Consider the following 17082-nt stretch of genomic DNA (forward strand, 5'->3'; position numbering starts at 1 on the left):
ATTATATTTTATAAAATTGTTAATTCCAGCAACTTCAGTTATTTCTGCTGTTTGCAAATGACACCCAACGTTTCAATGCTTGGAGATAACTGAAAATGCATAGATGATCAGTTTTTGGATTAACGAAAACTTAATATAAACAAGCATTAACTCCATTTTAACTGGCTCAAAAGGGTTGTTGAGGGGCTTTTATTTTAATACACTTTTAAGCTCCACCACCTCAAAATTATCATTGTTTTCTAAAAAATGTTTTAAGATAGGAATGTGTCCCTGCCCAAAAATTAAAACAACATAGTGGTCTGAAGGTTCAATTTGATCGAGAATATTTGAATAAATGGCAAGATTTCTTAAATACCAATCTGATACATATTGTGCTCCTGCAAAATTTTTACCTGCTCCAACCTTTGCTATATAATTCAGATAAATTGATAAGTTCCTTTTTAATTCTTCAGGTTTGTTGATGTATTTTAAAACATCAGTTATGGTACCATTTTTCAGTTTATTATCAAAATCACTGATCATTGCTTTTGCATGGACCTGTAAGTCCTTCAGTAAATAAAGTTGATTGTTTTCTTTTGCAGTTGCAGCCATTAAACTATCGTGCGTCATTCCATAAAATTTGTCTATACAGTTTACACGATTTAATTTTAATTTTTTAGCTAACCTGAAACCAATTTGTTCTCTTTCTGAAACTGTCATTTTATAACGATCTGTTACATATAAACTGTACAAACTGTCGGTAGCGCCTTGTTTGTCAATTGGCCTTTCAATCATTACTTTAGTAGCTTTTGTCTGAGACAGAACATTCGTTAAGTTTTCTAATTCACTCTGTCGTTTTGCACTTAAAAAATCGTCTACCTTTAATTCAAACTGATCGGTATGCGGGGTTTCAAAATGAATCGTTCCGATTAATAAAATCTTTGTTTTCTGAGTCTGTCCGGATACTATAATCCCAAAAGCTAAAGCAAAAAATAGCGTTATCTTTTTCATGTTTTTTATTTTGTTTTCACTGTTAAATAGTTTCTGCGGTATAATAGCCGCCAACATCTTGCCGCTGCATGATGTTACGGGCTAAAGATGCGAGTTTTTTCCATGAGCCACAAATTTTAATTACAGTTTACAAACAATTAAAAAGCACTGCTTTAAAAAAATAGTGCTTTCTTAGTATCAATACCTGATTCCGATTTTTTAAAGTTTACAGTTTTCTTTTATTGAGGTCCGTTTAATTCAATTTACTTATTAAATTTGTCTAACTAATGATTAATTTGCATCAATGGATCTACAACAGCTCAAATATTTTCTGGCATTGGCAAAAGAACTTCATTTTTGGAATACGTCCGCGAAAATGAATATTACACAATCTGCTTTGAGCCGGAACATTCAGTCTTTAGAGAGTGAACTGGGCGTTCAGCTGTTTTATCGTGATAAACGAAATGTGAAACTTACCCCAGCAGGAAAATTTTTGCAGGAAAAATGGAGCGAAGAGCTTAGTCAAATGGAATCTTTTCATCAGTTGGCCCGGCAAATTCATTTAGGTGAATATGGAACGATAAGAATTGCACATCCCGATTCTATCTCCTCTTCGGTTTTACCCGATTTTATAAAAAAGGTTTCGGCTGCTTTTCCAACCCTTCATCTGGAATTGTTTCAGCTGACTAATGAAATTCAGGAAGATTATCTTAAAAATTATAAGATAGATCTGGCATTTTCCCGTGATATCAATACGTATTCTGGAATTAATGAAAAGAAGTTAAACCAGGAAAATCTTTCTTTAGTAGTTCCTGAAAATCATCATTTTAAAACCTTATCAGATATTTCTGCAGAAACATTGAAAGATCAGAAATTTCTTTTAACCACAGGAGATGATGGCAGCAGTTACAATGTACTGGTTCAGGAAGTCCTCGATTTTTACAACATCAATCTTGATTCTTATATTCGCTGTGAGTTTGGCTCTACTATTATTTCATTGATTAAAAACGGATTAGGCATTTCGATTCTGCCGCATTCTTATCATCTTCACCAAAATACCGGAATCCGTTTTATCCCTATTCCATTTGTTACAGATTTGTACATCCAATGGCGAAAAGACGACCCTAATCCGATTCTTAAAAATATTCTGGAATTAATTTAAAACCATTTCTATATGCGGAATTCCGTCTTCATCGTAAGAATCTCCTACTTCTTTAAAACCTAGGGCATTATAGAATTTCAGCAGGTACAATTGTGCGCTGATCCGGATTCTTGATTCCTTAAGAATATCCTGACAGCCTTTGATAGATTTTTCCATCAGCTGTTTTCCTAATCCCAATCCTCTATAATCCGAACCAATTACAACGCGGCCAATGGATGCGTCTTCGTAGGTCAAACCATGCGGAACAATTCTGGTATATCCTGCCAGATTTCCATCTACTAAACACATCAGGTGATGGCATTTTAAATCTTTATCATCAATATCCTGATACACACAATTTTGTTCTATAATAAATATTTCACTTCTTAATTTTAATATGTTGTAAAGTTCGATAGTGGATAATTCTTCGAATGATTTTATAAAAAATTCAGTTTTCATTGTGTTGCTTTTTAAATCCAGTTTCATCATAATATCAGTCTGTTCTTCATTTCCGAGTCTGAAAATATGTTTATCAAACGCTTTAAATCCGTTTTTGCTGTAAAAATTAATAGCCCTCAAATTGTTTTCCCAAACGCCCAGCCAAACGTAATCTGCATTTTTTTCTGTGGCAATGGCAATCGCTTTGTCATAAAGAGCCTGTCCTACTTTCTTTCCGTGAAAATCTTTAGAAACATATATCCTTTCAATTTCAAGCGCATGATCCCCTCTCATTTCAGTTTGTGATAAACCTGTGTTGAGCTTTAAATATCCTATGACTTTCTGATCCACCCTGGCAAAGTAAAATTCGGAGTTTCTGTCGTTGAGCTCGGCATGAAGCTTTTCTGCTGCAAAACTTGTTTCAAGATATTGCGTCATGCTTTCTGCTGTATTATCCTCGGAGAATGTTTCGGAGAACGTTTTTTTACTGATCTCCTGTAATTCTGCTATATCGTTTTCTGTAATTTTTGTTATAATCATTTCCATTTTCTATAGGGTGCATTCTTAATTTAACCAATCCTTATTTTCTTTTGCTCCAAGACGTTCCTAGAATTTTTGCCCGGATCTGTCCCAAGGGTAACAGTCATTTTATTTGAGAGCAAAATTAGCATGTAGAATAATGCAGAAAAATGCTATTTTTTAATTATTTGATCTGATTTTTGCATTAATAAGGATGAGCGAAAAGTTCATGATCATTCTGTTTTATTTTAAGTGAGCAAAATGATTAGAGCCGGTTAGATAAAATAACGAGTTTTAATCCAACATAAAGCACTTCAATAAAAACATGACAAACTTATTTAAAATCCCATACTTTAATAGAATATTACGAATTAATTACTTTTCCTCAACTATAAAGGTATTTTTTTTATTTATTCATAAAAAAAGCTATCTTTGACTTACCAAAACAACACCTTAATATGAAAACAAAATTTACACAATTCAGTGCTATTCTTATTGCTGGATTCTCATTTGCCCAAGTTGGCATCAATACAGCTTCACCAAAAACAACGATGGATGTGTCTGCTAAAAGAGATGGTTCAGGAGTGATTACGGATAACACACAAACATTCGGATTACAGGCTCCAAGGCTTACAAGAGCTGAGCTTACCGCCAATACGGCTACCTATAGCAGCGATCAGAGAGGCGCATTAATTTATATTACGGATGTTACCGGAGGAGATGATACAGGACAGCGTATCAATGTTACTGCTATGGGGTATTATTATTTTGATGGATCAGTATGGCAACGACTTACAGAAGCAACCAATACCATCTCTCCAGCGATTTCCGCATTACAATGTACTACCGCTTACTTAAATCCTTCTACGTATGCTCCCGGTACTCCTTTCAATGGAAACCTGAGAGTTACCTATAACCAGGGAAACGGAGGCTCGTATAATTCAGGAGCTCCTTTTACAGTAAACGGATTAACTTTCCAGCTAAGACCCGGAACTTTAGAGTTTGGTGATGGTGAATTGGTATTCTCAGTGACCGGAACGCCTACCACGGCTAATGATATGACTATTCCTATGACCAGCACTACCGTTCCTTTCTTAACAGCAGCACAAAACTGTAATGCTACCGTAGGAAATACCAGCCGTGCAGACATTGCATCTGTTGCTGTGATGGGATATTCTACCCTAACAACCGATGCCAATGGGAAACAGGCCTATACTTTCCCTCTTACTACCCCAGATGGTAAGTATTCGATCAGGGTAATATTTGATACCACAAGTGGTACTACCCTTGCCAATCCTAATGTACAATTGTATAATAATACAGGTTCTACCGTTAATCTGTATTGGAATTATAATACCGAATATGGTGGTTATATTGGTTCAGCGGTAACTACAAACAATATTACGTCAGGAGTATGGGGCGGTATGGCAGATTCATCAGCTACCTGGTATCCTCAAGGCACAGGGGCAATGGGTAATGCATACTGGGGGAACATAGGGATTATAGATGGGGCCAGTGGCGGACCTGAGCACAGAAGATATACCTGGATAGACAGTAATCCTTCTTCAAAAACCGCTTATACCGCAACCATTATGGCCGGAGCTCCCACTTCAGGCAATTCCCAACCCAATCTTACTAAAATATTCATCAAGATAGAGCAAGTAAAAGCACCATAATATACAATGCCCCTTTTCAGGGGCATTTTTTCTTGATTAAATATATTGAACCATTAAGATTTTTTAAGGGTTTAAGAAAAGTTAAGGGAACAGCTAAAGCTATTTTTAAGCGAACTGCCCTATCCATCTTTGATGGATCTTAACTTTCCTTAAAATCTTCATCTTCCTTAATGGTTTATCTTTTCTGAACCACGCTCTCCGAAGTCCCCTGACATTGGAACAGGTTTAAAAGAAATAACCTTACGACTCTATAACCTCAAAGTCAGGAAACTTTGCCCAGGTGGAGGTCATATTTGAAATTATTTCTTAATTAAAAAGATAAACGCAAAGCTCATCAATAATTCTGCCTTATTGTAAGGAGGCAAAGTGGTGTAACTTTGTCGCTGATGAAGCTTTATGCTTATCCACACGCTTCGACGAATCAACAAAGTTGATTCTATCCTTTGCTCCCTAAAAATACGCATAATGAAGCTAAAACTTTGCGTCTAAAAACATACATTATTATAACTATAGACCATACTTGCAATTATTTTTTGATGAAAAGATTAAACGCAAAGTCTATGGATATCCCGCCTTATTGTAAGAAGGCAAAGTGATGCGACTTTGTCGCTGATGAAGCAGTATGCTTATCCGCACGCTTCAACGAATCAACAAAGTTGATTCTATCCTTTGCTCCCTACTAATAAGCATAATGAAGCTAAAACTTTGCGTCAAAAAAACCATCAGCACATTACTATAACTATCGATCATACTTGGAATTATCTCTTGAGTAAAAGATTAAACGCAAAGTCTATGGATAATTCCGTTTTATTGTAAGGAGGTAAAATGAGGCGACTTTGTCGCTGATGAAGCCCTGAAAATATACATAATGAAGCTAAAACTTTGCGTTAAAAAAAAACGTTATCATTACATTATCATAGATCATACTTGGAATTATCTTTTGATGAAAAGATTAAACGCAAAGATTTAGTTTTATTCTGCTTTATTGTAAGGAGGCAAAGTGGTGCGACTTTGTCGCTGATGAAGCTTTATGCTTAGCCACACGCTTCAACGAATCAACAAAGTTGATTCTATCCTTTGCTCCCTGAAAATATGCATAATAAAACTAAATCTTTGCGTTTAAAAAAAACACATCGTCAATACATTAACCATCTGAATCAATAATTTATACACAACCCTTCTATCCTAAATTAATGTCAGCCGTTTTCTTTTCTCGCCTTCTTTGAATGATAAGGTGTGCAGCATCCAGCATTTTAACCGTATGGATGTAGGGCATCACGATATTCCTTTCCGGTAGATTTTCATAGACACCCATGGAAAAATAGACGATTCCGGACATAAAATAATCAAATTCTTTGAGGGTGTATGCTCCGAATGCTTTTTTGAAAACCAGCAGCGGATTCCGGTATTCCTTCTCCGAAAGCAGGCCAAGAAGCCACGGGGAAATCTTTTCCGGCTGGGTATCTACAGTCCATTTCCTTTCCTTCAGCATGATGAGATAGCCTGCCCGCATCAACGACCTCATCGATTGATGAAACTGGAAGATCACCGCCGGATCTTCATTGATCCAGTTATTTCTCTTTACCGCATAGTTCACTAAGTTGCTGAGCATTTCTTTGGAATCATCCAGCTCATTGAAATGGAAGAAAGTTTCCATCAGCTGTAGCCCGGAGTGCTTCTTGTCTGCCCGAAACCGGGTATCGAAATGTGTTTTTATTTTTTTCATGAGGTTGTATTTTTTTTATAAATGTAATAAAACAAATCCAATTACGGTCGATCGACCGTAATTTTTTATTATTTAATTATTTCATTTGTTCTATGACAGATATAAACGAGAAAATTTGTTCATACATTACAAAAAAATGGTTGATACCTTGGCTTCAAGAAGGCAAGTCACAAAATTCTTTTGCCAAAAATCATGGTGTAGAAGAAAGTACCATTAGAAAAATTAAAAGTGAAGAAACATACAGAATACCCGTTGAAACACTTTTTAAAATATGTGAAGCAAGAAAAATTAGTTTATCTGATTTCTTTAAACTTATAAATGAATAATCCTGACGAAAGTTGGGATTTTTACTTTACGGAAATCCGTAAGGATATGATTTTAAGCTCATGTACCTTTGCTCTTATTAACCCTAAAAATTATTTATTATGAGCGATGACTTAAGCAAAAAAAGGCCACAAGATGCAACCAAAGTGAATGTAAACGAAAGTTGGGAGCTAGAATATTGGTCAAAAAAGTTTGGTGTTACCAAAGAACAATTAAAAGATGCAGTTAAAGCTGTTGGAGTTTCTACCGCTGCCGTTCAAAAGTATCTTGGAAAGTAATGGAAGTTTTTCAATAGGAAAATTTTATTTTAGTAATAAATCCTGACGAGAGTTAGGATTTATTCTAAGAAAACATTCTAGTCTGCATTAATTACTTATCCAATGATCAATACAAATATTTATTGCAACAACATTTATGTATTTGTATATTTGAATATTATCTTAATTCCCCATAGTTATTAAGATAATTTAAAAATATATCAATGAACGAAGAAGAAATTAGAGGAAAATTACTTTTACCATTTTTGCATGACCTGGGCTTTGATCAGTCTGAGATTTCGTTGGAAAAATCATTTACCATAAGACTTGGAAAAACTCAAAAAATCATCAAGGGAAGATCAGATATTTTATGTAAAAGAAATGGTAGAAATCTATTTATCATTGAATTAAAAAATGACTCAATTTCTATAACCCAAAATGATATAGATCAAGGTATCTCATACGCAAGATCTCTTTTGGACGATATAGCACCTTTCACCATAATTACTAATGGAAAAGTAACAAAAATTTTTGATTCTGTATCCAGATCTGAACTAACCAATAAAAAAATTTCAGAAGAATCTGCTTTCTGGAAAAATGATTATAAACTTTCAAGTGATGTTGAGCTAAAAATAAGATATGAGGCACTTACAAAGTTGGTGTCATTCTCTTCTGAAAATCTGAAATTCTTTTGTGAGAAACAAGTTCAAGATAGAATGGGACTCATTGTTGGAGATATTAATACTCCCTCTTCTAAATTTGTAAAAGAACTTTACCATGAAAGACAGGATTTATTAACAGTATTTAATAAATTTATTAGCTCGGACGCAAACTTTTTTGGAATAGTGGGACCTGCAGGTGTTGGCAAAACAAACGTAATGTGCTCATTAGCTATCCAAAATTTAGAAGATAAATTTGTATTCTTTTATAATGCTGCTATAATTAATAAATCGCCACTTGAACATATTGCTCAAGATTTAAATGGAGTTTTTTCGAGTAAAAGTGAAAGTAGCCTAATTTTAAAAAAGCTTGATGAATTAGGAAGATTTTTAAATAAAAAAATTTTAATATTCATTGATGCAATAGATGAAAGCACGAACCCAAATCTTTCATTAGAATTAAGTGAAATAGCTCTTATATGTAGAAACTTAAGTCAGATCAAGATTTGTATAAGTTGTAAATTAAACATTTGGGATGGTATTTTAAAGATAAAAGGGACAAATACTCATCTTTTTGAAGAACTTTGTAAATTCCATAAGAGAATAAGTGACTCCAATAATAATCCTGCATTCTTATTGAAAGAATTTAATGATGATGAACTTAAAAATATCACTTTACAATATAAAAATAGTTTCAATTTAAAAGGAGATATTTCTAAACTCTTATCAAATGAATTAAGAAACGGATTTTTCTTAAGAATATTCAGTGAGGTTTATAATCATAAACAAATACCTGATAAAATAGATGATAAAGAATTAATAAAAAACTATATCAAAGAGTCTCTTGAAAAAACAGAATTACGTTTTCAATCTGGTATAAGAATTCTTGCAAAAGTTGGAAAAATACTAATGAGTCGTAATTATACTTCATTAGAAAAGTATGAAGATGACGGATTGGATGTCAATAATCTCTTAGAAAAATTAAATTTCGCGATTGATGATAACTTGCCAGAAGAGTTATTTTCAAGAAACATACTTATTAGGTCTAATAAAGAGGAGTCTTATAATGTAAATTTTTATTATTCTAAAGTTCGAGATTACATTATTTGCTTTCACACTTACAAACTTGATCAATTGAGTGATACACAATTTTACAATATTCTTGAAGAATTTTATGAAAATTATATTGGTCAAAGTGCTATCGATTTTTATATTGAAAATGCTAGTGTATCTCATAAATATATATTATCTAAATTTAAAGAAGATAAAGCTGTTCAGTATGTAAATAATTATAATTCTTATTTAGAAAAAAAATTTCAAAAATTTCAAAAAATTATTTGATCCAAAAACAGAAGGGGAAATTGGTATTATGCTTCCGAAGGATCTTCTAAATGATGATGGATATGCTCTATTTCATTTAAAGCCTAATTCATCAAAAAAAGTTCGATTCGAAAATTTAACAGATCCTTTTTCAGATTTAAATAGGGATGATTTTTTAAGAATGGGAATAAACTCTGTATATGGAAGTAATACACCTTTTTTAATTTCAAACCAAAAGAAAATCATAAAAGAAAACCTATTTAAACAATTAAAAGAAATAGTTAATAAAAATAAACTAATTACCTACAATTCTGACATCATACTTTTAGAAAAAATATCGTTAATACTTTATTATTATCACAGAAAATTAGGTTACGAAATAGAACCAATTGATTATTATTTACCAAGACTTGATCAAATATACCCTATCAACTTAAAAGAATTAAGAAATAAACTATATAAAATTAGAGCAAACTATCATTATAAACATAGAAAAGGTATGTCTTCACCCCTACTTGATCAAAAAGTTGAAGAAGCTTTTAAAACAAATAAGGAGATACCTAAACTTTGTTTCGGTGGTGAAATTGCTATTTTTGAAGAACTATTTAAAATTGTAAATATCTTGTTAAAAAGAGGATATAATGAAATTAAAAATCACCACCTACCGTATCCTGACAAATCAGTTATAGAAGCAAAAGAACTTAATGAATACAATTTAAATAAACTTAGAACCTTCCAATATAGTGAAGATCAAGCAAAATTATATATAGAAACATTTTTTAAGCATTTAGAAAATGTATATCAGAAATTTGTAGAAGATCTTTTTCCAACTTTTAAGAAAAAATTTTCATTTTATAAAAATATACCACATGAATATTTTTTTTATATGAAAGATTCTGATATTTTAAAGCAGGGTATGTTTGGATATCGCCGTTCTACAAGTGAGATAAATAAATTCTACTACTATGATATTGAAAGAAGAGATCAAGCATTTGAAGATGATCAAGTATCTATTCTAAGACCATTTTCACTTGATGCTTTTCTTATCAATGAAGGATTAAATACAGTTCAATTACTACCTAATATGAAAATAACAAAAGCTGATGATTTTTGCGTCATTAGAGGTTGGGTTTATAAAATATTAAGGTCTGATTTGGAAAAATTTATAAAAAAAAAATGTATAAATATGTAAAAACTTTAATCCTAACCTAAATCCAAAATATAAATAAAATATAATGCGACAGCTTTTGTCGTTTAATCTATATATTTTTATCACAAGTAATTATTTAAGTTAACTAAAAAACAAAATTATGGATTGGTGGAAGGATACAAATAAACCGGATCAAGAATTTCTTGATAGAATGAGTATTGAATTTGAGAAAATTGATAAACTTTTTGCTGAAATCCCTGAAAGTACGGACCCAGAAGTATTAAAGGTAATTGAAACAAAATCTAAAACAGCAGAAGGTTTAATAAAACATTATCTTGATCTAACTAAAGTTTTGGATCAACGAAGAGGCGACTACTATAAGGCTGCTTTACAACTTGTTGCTATAGGGCTGACTGGTCTTGGATTACTATTGAAATTTATAACATCCTCATCTATTTCACTTGTTTATTTAATTAGTATCTCTATATGTTTGGGGCTTCTTACAATGATTATTACAGCTTTCCGTGTCATCACATGCTTTTATTGGCAAACAAAATCAGATAGATATCACTTTTTAAAAATTGATACTACAAAAATTCCAAATTTAGGAAACAGCTGGGAATGGTTTTATCATGGCGTTGAAGGATTATCTAAAATTCCATTTATTTCTTCAGCATGGCAAAAGAGCAAAAAGCTTGAACAAGATAAAATTGGTGTTAATGGATATATTATTGGGGCAAGTTTCTATTTCGAAAACTTTATAAAATCTACTCCTCGTGATTTATATATTCAAAATTTAAAGCATGCATATCTATTACTAGTTCACAATGCTTATAAAAATAAATTTGAGAGACAATTAACAGATATTATGTCTAAGGGAGTTAATACTACATTTTGGGTGGTCATTCCAGCAATAATAATATCAATACTTTCAGGGATATTTTTATCAGACATTCCATTTACAACAAAAGATGAATCAACTACACCGATAAATATGAATATATCAAAAAACTATACCACCCCTGAAGAAATAAAAATAGACCAAAAATCTCAAGTAAAATTAGATTCTACAAAAAAAACAGATTCAGTTGAAATAACAAAAACTAATAATATATCTGGGAAATAGTCAAATTTCGAATTATTTATAATATGGCAACTAATTATGATTATGCATTAAGTATAAGCTCTCAAATTTCACATTGTAGCTTACCTTTGAGGCTTGATTCCTATTCTAAATGTTCATTTAGATGTTCTTATTGTTTTGCTAAAAACCGAGGAGGGAATCATCCACCAAAAGGGATAAAAACAATAAATACAAAAGCATTTGAAAATATTTTTTTACGTCTAAAAGAAGATAATCATCGCAAGAATGTTATTTCTCAATTCCTGAAAAGAAAAGTCCCATTACACTTTGGAGGTATGAGTGATCCGTTTATGCCATATGAGTCATTAAAGAAAAAAACTTTTGAAACCTTAACAATTTTATCACATTTTCAATATCCAACAATTATCTCAACTAAGGGAAACCTTCTTTTTGAAGAAGATTATATAGATTTAATTTCCAGTGGCAAATTTGTAATACAAGTTTCGTTTAGTACATTAAATGATGAACTTTCAAAAAAATTAGAAGTTAACACCCCCTTACCTTCAGAAAGATTAGAAATGATTAAGCTAATTGCTTCATCTTGTTGGGTTTCTGCAAGGCTTCAGCCAATGATTCCTGGAAATTTAGAAAAAGCTAAAGAAGCATTAATCAAACTAGCGTCGGCTGGGGTTAAACATGTTTCGGTTGAATTTCTTAAAATCCCTTTTATTGGGAAAAAAAAATTACTCGAAACCATTAATAAATCTTTAAATACGGATATAAGTAAGTATTACTCAGACAATAAAATCAGTGGATTAGAATTTCTAGTTAATAATGATTATGCAAACCATTTTCATAGGGAACTGATAAAAGTTGCAACCCAATATAATATACAATATTCATCAGCTGATACTGATTTGTTACCATTTGATGGTAGTAGTGCGTGCTGCTCTGGAACAGCGGAGATTGAGGGCTTTGGTAATTATTATACACATACTTTTCCTCAAGCCATTAGAAATGCATTATCTGATAACAGTCAGTTACTAACCTATAATCATCTTAATACAGAATGGGCTCCATCAGGATCAATTAAAAGATATCTTAATTCAAAAACACGAATTGAAGGTGAAAATAATATTAAAAAATTTATGGCTCATAAATGGAATAATGCAACTTCCGGTTATGGGCCGCTTGCTTTTCAAGGTATTACAGATACTAAAACATTCGATAATGATGGAATGAAAATATTCAAAATTTCGCAAGAAGCTTTTCATCTTGCTAAAGCACTAAAATTTAATCGTTTTAAATAAAAAGATAAATTTTCTGCACTCAAATTTCCCCGACTTTGTTCAATAGAAATCAAAACAATAAAATCCCAGCTTGCGTTGGGGTTTTTAAGCAAAAGAATATCTAATCCTATATTCTTATAGATTTTACATCATTTTCTCACCAGCTCTACTCTACGGTTCTGCGCCTTTCCTTGTTCAGAACTGCCGAAGCCTTTTGACTTGAAATATGTTTAAAGGAAATAATCTTATTGACTACCCCAAACTTGTAATATTTTGCGCAGCATAGAACTCCTGTCAATCTGTAATCTATATCACAAACACTCAACTTAATCGTTTTTTTGACTATAATTGTATCATAAAAAAATGATTATCCCTGTGAAAATTGCAATACCGCTTCGCTTTAGTTTATTGATGATCCTTACTACATCTGCTTTTACCATAATCCCAGCACAATCAACCGCTGTTCTTCCGATAAAGAAAATAGATAACGATACGCTTTTAGTGGCTTATAAGAAATCTATTGATGATGTTTCACATGGGTTGTATCTGGAGGCTTCATTTGGTATGCTCAAAAGATTGAATGTAGAAAGTGTGGATCAGATTGATGATCCCGATGTGGTGGATCAATGGGCACAGGTGATGTCTGCAATGACCGGAATACCAACATTCAATAAGGCTAAAAGTTCGGACTTCCATGTACCCAAAGAACAGATTGCGAACTTGCGTTTATCTAAAGGCACTAATGCCATCGATGAAATAGTAAAGCGCGCGCGTCATACCCGTATCGTTATCCTGAATGAGAATCACCTGGATCCTCGTGGGCGTGCTTTCGGACTTGAAGTGGCCCAAGCTTTACAACCACTTGGCTATACCATTCTTGCTATGGAAGCTTTGAGACCGTATGCAGATGATCAGGAAGAACGCCGCAAAATGGATCAGCTGTCGGCAGATGGAGTCGTGAGAGGAGCAGGTGATTTCTATAGTGGTTATTATTTTGATGATCCCATTTTCGCTGATTTCGTAAGACAATCGCTAGCAATGGGGTATCATCCGGTATCTTACGAGACAGCCGGCCGCGGATATACAGCTCAGGAGCGCGAAGAGAAACAGGCTGACAATCTTATTCGTCGTGCTGTGCAGTCTTTTCCGGAAGCCAAAATTCTTATGTATGTCGGCGAGCGCCATGCCGCTGAAGGGCCTGTTCTCAACGAAGAAAAACCTTATCTGAAAATGGCCGCTACTCTTAAAGCGAAAACCGGCATAGACCCTCTGACGATTGATCAAGCCGGACTATCCCCTATCCCAATGAACAGACCTGACGTTGACCTATACAAAATTGCCTCATTAAAGGCTCCGAAAACATCAGTCGTTTTATTGAATCAGGGTAAACCTTTAACTACGGGCCTTTTATCCGGAGCTGTGGATTTACAGGTAGTTCATCCGCCAGTTAAACTTATCAATGGCCGCCCAGAATGGCTATTAAAGATGAACAGACATTCCATTTCCGTTCCTCAGAACCTCCTGCCGGAATCAGGTATAAGGCTCATTCAGGCTTTCGTTGCAGATTCACCGGCAGATGCCCGTCCAATCGATCAGGTATTAATTATGTCCGGTAAAAAACCACCCGTTTTAATGCTGCCTGACCTCAAGGTTCGTTATGCCACTCAGGATTTTCCGAATCAGATAAAAACTTCGGATCAATAGGTGTCAATTTATATGGAGCTCTCCGGCTTCCAACATTTTTGTTAATCATAGCCAACCAGCATTTGTAACTCTCTTTATCATTCATTTAAATAAGGTCTGCAGGCTTCGCTTTTAACAATAAACTTTTGCATTCGATGGTTTGGAAAAGTTCCAGTCCTTCCTGCCACCATTTTGCCATCTCCTCTTTATCAAATATAAATGAATGGGTGGTGAGTATCCTGTTGATAAAAAAGAAATTGATGTGTACATTGGTGGTTGCCGCTTCCAACTGTGAAATAATAAGATCGTCACTGGCAATCTGATTCAGCATAAAATCTATGGTACGGGCAAAAACATCCAATACATTCTGGAGAGGTGGATTATTGTATGACGTTTTTTCCAGCCGCAATACAATGGTATCTATGGATGACGCTCCTTTCTCCAGGGCGTGCTGTAAAGGGATAAGGTTTCCAAAGCCTCCGTCAGCATATTCATTTCCGTTCTTTTGACATAAGCTCATCAACGGAACCATATTGGATGAAGCCCAGATCCAGTCGCAGAAATCCTCATAACTGTATTCATTAGAAGACTTATATTCTATTTGCTGCGTTGTAAGGTTGGCTACTGTGACTACAATTTCTTTTTTCAGTTCTTTTATTCTTTCAAAATCCTGCTTTGTAAAACTATTGCGGATAAGATTTCTGAGGTTGGTACTGTCTCCTAATGTCTTTTGTCTTTTTATAAACTGCCTGATAATCGCCAGATGATTGATCCCTACTTTTACTTCACCGTTCTTCTTCGTTATTTTAAACGGACAAACCGTAAAAATATCGGACTGCTCGATGGTGGTATACAACTTTTTAATTCTTTGGATATCTCCAAGAGCAAGAAAAGGAATCAGAAGACTTCCGGTTGAAGTCCCTACAAAGAGTTCATAGTCGTTTTTATTATGTTCTATAAGATGTTCAGCTACCCCGCCTGCAAAAGCCCCTTTGCTCCCTCCTCCTGAAATGACCAATGCTTTCATAATTGATTTAAAATTAACGTAGTACTAATGTAATAATAAATCAAATATGTTATTCATAATACATTCAACCCACTACAAGATTGAGTACACCAAAGCATACATTCACCTGACTATTCCATGTATGGAAATTAAATCCTCCGCTCTCCGGAGCCTCCTGACTTCGGAGCAAGTATAACGGGAATCATCTTATTTACCAGCTTAAAGTCAGGAGACTTTGCGCAGCGGGTTTGGAGCATCAGCAAAAAGGAGAGATCAGGGACTTGCTAAAATTTCATCCTAATAGTAGAGCTATAAAAACAAAGGCATTTATATAATTTTACACTATTGTCATTCTGACGAAGGAAGAATCTCATTCAGAGTTTAGATTCTTCCTTCGTCAGAATGACAAGGCGAAACAACTAAACAATAAACCTAATGTAAATTTGTATATAGTTACCAAAACAAAAATCAGAGCAGATCAATTTCTACTCTGATGTATATCTGATGAGCAAAGCATCAACTTTTTAAGCAAAAGAATATTTCATTCTATATTCTTATCAGGTTAAAATTACTTTTTCACCAGCTCCACTCTACGGTTTTGTGCCTTCCCTTGTTCAGAACTGTTATCTGCTATCGGATTTTTGCTGCCGAAGCCCTCTGCTGAAAGTCTTGCTTTATCGATGCCTGATGTGGTTATCGCATTCAATACGGCTGTGGCACGATCTTTTGAGAGTTGGAGATTATGGGCATCATTTCCGCTGTTATCGGTATAGCCGTTAATAGATAATTTCAGGTTGCTGTCGTTTTTCAGGACTTTTGTTATTTCATCTACGGCTGTTTTGCCATCGGGTTGTAAGCTCGCTTTGTCGGTATCAAAATTAATATGCAATACAGCTTTGCCTTTTGCCTCTAATTCTTTTTTTATTTCATCAGATTTTAGGATGGAAATTGTTTGTTTAAACGGTGCTTTCTGGAGTATTTGTATTCCTCCGGTAGAAGTATTTCCATAGAGCTGAATATAAATATCATCGCCATTGGTTCTTCTGATGACATAGACTTTTACAGGTTCATTCCAATAGTCTATAGAACCCTCTTCTCCAAAGTATTTTGCGTCTTCTTTTATTCTGTCAAGTTCCTGCTGGGAAACTTTACCGTCAAATATCTTTACCCCGCCCACTTTTGTAATAGCGTCATCATAGCTTTTCAAAAAATACGGCAACGACCAATCTTCCTTATTAGTTTTCTCGTTGACGACATATGTTTTCCAAACTTTTCCTTCTATGGGCGTCATTATGCCGTTAAGTGGGAAAAACAGCATATCATAGCTTCTTTGTACCGGTTTGTTTTGGGATTCCAGTCCTTTGGGAAAACTGAAAAAAGGAAGATCACCTACCTCAGCGGTAGAAACCGGTATGGAGTTGATATCAAAATCATTTGTTCCTCCCGAAGATTTTTCTGCTGCCCTGGAATCTTCTAGAGCGACAGTATCGTGAGCTGTATCTGTTTTTTGTTCAGCCTTTTTATTACAGGCAGCAAGCAAAGCGCCTATGGATAGAATAATCAGTGTCTTCTTCATGTTAATACATTTTAGGTTTATGGTGTATAATTTCTTTTAAATAGTGAGGGATAAAACAACTCAAATCCTTCTGCATCAAAATCGTTCGGTATATTTTATACGGCATTATTTTTTGCGGCACTAACTTACAAATAAAATGCGAATGGGAAAGTACCTAGATTTAAGGATTTTAGTGATTAAAAATAATGTGCGGATGATATTTTTTGATGCAAAGCTTTTATTTTTCAAACCGCTGATTTTTAAGTGAGCAAAGATAGAATCAACA

The 17082-nt window shown here is 33.9% G+C and carries 14 protein-coding genes; 9 read left to right on the forward strand and 5 right to left on the reverse strand.

Going from position 1 to position 17082, the window contains the following annotated elements:
- Positions 1-189: 189 nt before the first annotated feature.
- Positions 190-990 (reverse strand): DUF5694 domain-containing protein, encoded by an 801-nt coding sequence (locus EL260_RS17195; protein WP_123856578.1) that lies wholly within the window; start codon positions 988-990, stop codon positions 190-192.
- Between the two features lie 283 nt (positions 991-1273).
- Between EL260_RS17195 and EL260_RS17200 the strand changes: the two genes are divergently transcribed.
- The gene (locus EL260_RS17200) at positions 1274-2131 is read left to right on the forward strand and encodes a LysR family transcriptional regulator (RefSeq protein WP_123856580.1); all 858 of its coding nucleotides are present in this window, start codon (positions 1274-1276) and stop codon (positions 2129-2131) included.
- Here the strand turns inward: EL260_RS17200 and EL260_RS26165 are convergent.
- Entirely contained in the window at positions 2123-3088 is a 966-nt protein-coding gene (locus tag EL260_RS26165; protein WP_317127336.1) for a GNAT family N-acetyltransferase, read from the reverse strand. The genes EL260_RS17200 and EL260_RS26165 overlap by 9 nt on opposite strands.
- A gap of 437 nt (positions 3089-3525) precedes the next feature.
- Here EL260_RS26165 and EL260_RS17215 point away from each other — a divergent pair, with 437 nt between their 5' ends.
- On the forward strand, positions 3526-4743 hold the full coding sequence (locus EL260_RS17215; RefSeq protein ID WP_123856581.1) for a hypothetical protein: 1218 nt from the start codon (positions 3526-3528) through the stop codon (positions 4741-4743).
- A 1180-nt stretch (positions 4744-5923) separates the two neighbouring features.
- On the opposite strand, the gene EL260_RS17220 is transcribed toward EL260_RS17215, so the two are convergent.
- Positions 5924-6469, reverse strand: coding sequence for a hypothetical protein (locus tag EL260_RS17220; protein ID WP_123856583.1), 546 nt, complete (start codon positions 6467-6469; stop codon positions 5924-5926).
- Positions 6470-6561: 92 nt separating this feature from the next.
- Between EL260_RS17220 and EL260_RS17225 the strand changes: the two genes are divergently transcribed.
- From EL260_RS17225 to EL260_RS17250, 7 genes are all read left to right on the forward strand, one after another.
- Complete coding sequence (locus tag EL260_RS17225; RefSeq protein ID WP_002977873.1) at positions 6562-6795, forward strand: helix-turn-helix domain-containing protein; 234 nt, start codon at positions 6562-6564, stop codon at positions 6793-6795.
- Positions 6796-6894: 99 nt separating this feature from the next.
- Positions 6895-7071 carry a DUF3606 domain-containing protein gene (locus tag EL260_RS17230; protein WP_123856584.1) on the forward strand — a complete coding sequence of 59 codons (177 nt, stop codon included), beginning with the start codon at positions 6895-6897 and terminating at the stop codon, positions 7069-7071.
- Positions 7072-7274: 203 nt separating this feature from the next.
- The gene (locus tag EL260_RS25840; RefSeq protein WP_198418048.1) at positions 7275-9050 is read left to right on the forward strand and encodes a type I restriction enzyme HsdR N-terminal domain-containing protein; all 1776 of its coding nucleotides are present in this window, start codon (positions 7275-7277) and stop codon (positions 9048-9050) included.
- 28 nt (positions 9051-9078) lie between these two features.
- Entirely contained in the window at positions 9079-10221 is a 1143-nt protein-coding gene (locus tag EL260_RS25845; protein ID WP_198418049.1) for a hypothetical protein, read from the forward strand.
- Between the two features lie 118 nt (positions 10222-10339).
- Positions 10340-11305 carry a hypothetical protein gene (locus EL260_RS17240; protein ID WP_123856585.1) on the forward strand — a complete coding sequence of 322 codons (966 nt, stop codon included), beginning with the start codon at positions 10340-10342 and terminating at the stop codon, positions 11303-11305.
- A gap of 23 nt (positions 11306-11328) precedes the next feature.
- On the forward strand, positions 11329-12573 hold the full coding sequence (locus tag EL260_RS17245) for a radical SAM protein (protein ID WP_123856587.1): 1245 nt from the start codon (positions 11329-11331) through the stop codon (positions 12571-12573).
- A 354-nt stretch (positions 12574-12927) separates the two neighbouring features.
- Positions 12928-14256 (forward strand): hypothetical protein, encoded by a 1329-nt coding sequence (locus EL260_RS17250; protein WP_123856589.1) that lies wholly within the window; start codon positions 12928-12930, stop codon positions 14254-14256.
- Between the two features lie 85 nt (positions 14257-14341).
- Here the strand turns inward: EL260_RS17250 and EL260_RS17255 are convergent, their stop codons facing one another.
- Together EL260_RS17255 and EL260_RS17260 are read right to left on the reverse strand one after the other, a co-directional pair.
- Positions 14342-15262: a patatin-like phospholipase family protein gene (locus EL260_RS17255; RefSeq protein WP_123856590.1), complete on the reverse strand. Its 921-nt coding sequence runs from the start codon at positions 15260-15262 to the stop codon at positions 14342-14344.
- Positions 15263-15809: 547 nt separating this feature from the next.
- The gene (locus tag EL260_RS17260) at positions 15810-16817 is read right to left on the reverse strand and encodes an OmpA family protein (protein WP_123856593.1); all 1008 of its coding nucleotides are present in this window, start codon (positions 16815-16817) and stop codon (positions 15810-15812) included.
- Positions 16818-17082 lie beyond the last annotated feature (265 nt).

Origin of the sequence: Chryseobacterium nakagawai (assembly GCF_900637665.1) — a bacterium.
Classification (GTDB): Bacteria; Bacteroidota; Bacteroidia; order Flavobacteriales; family Weeksellaceae; genus Chryseobacterium; species Chryseobacterium nakagawai.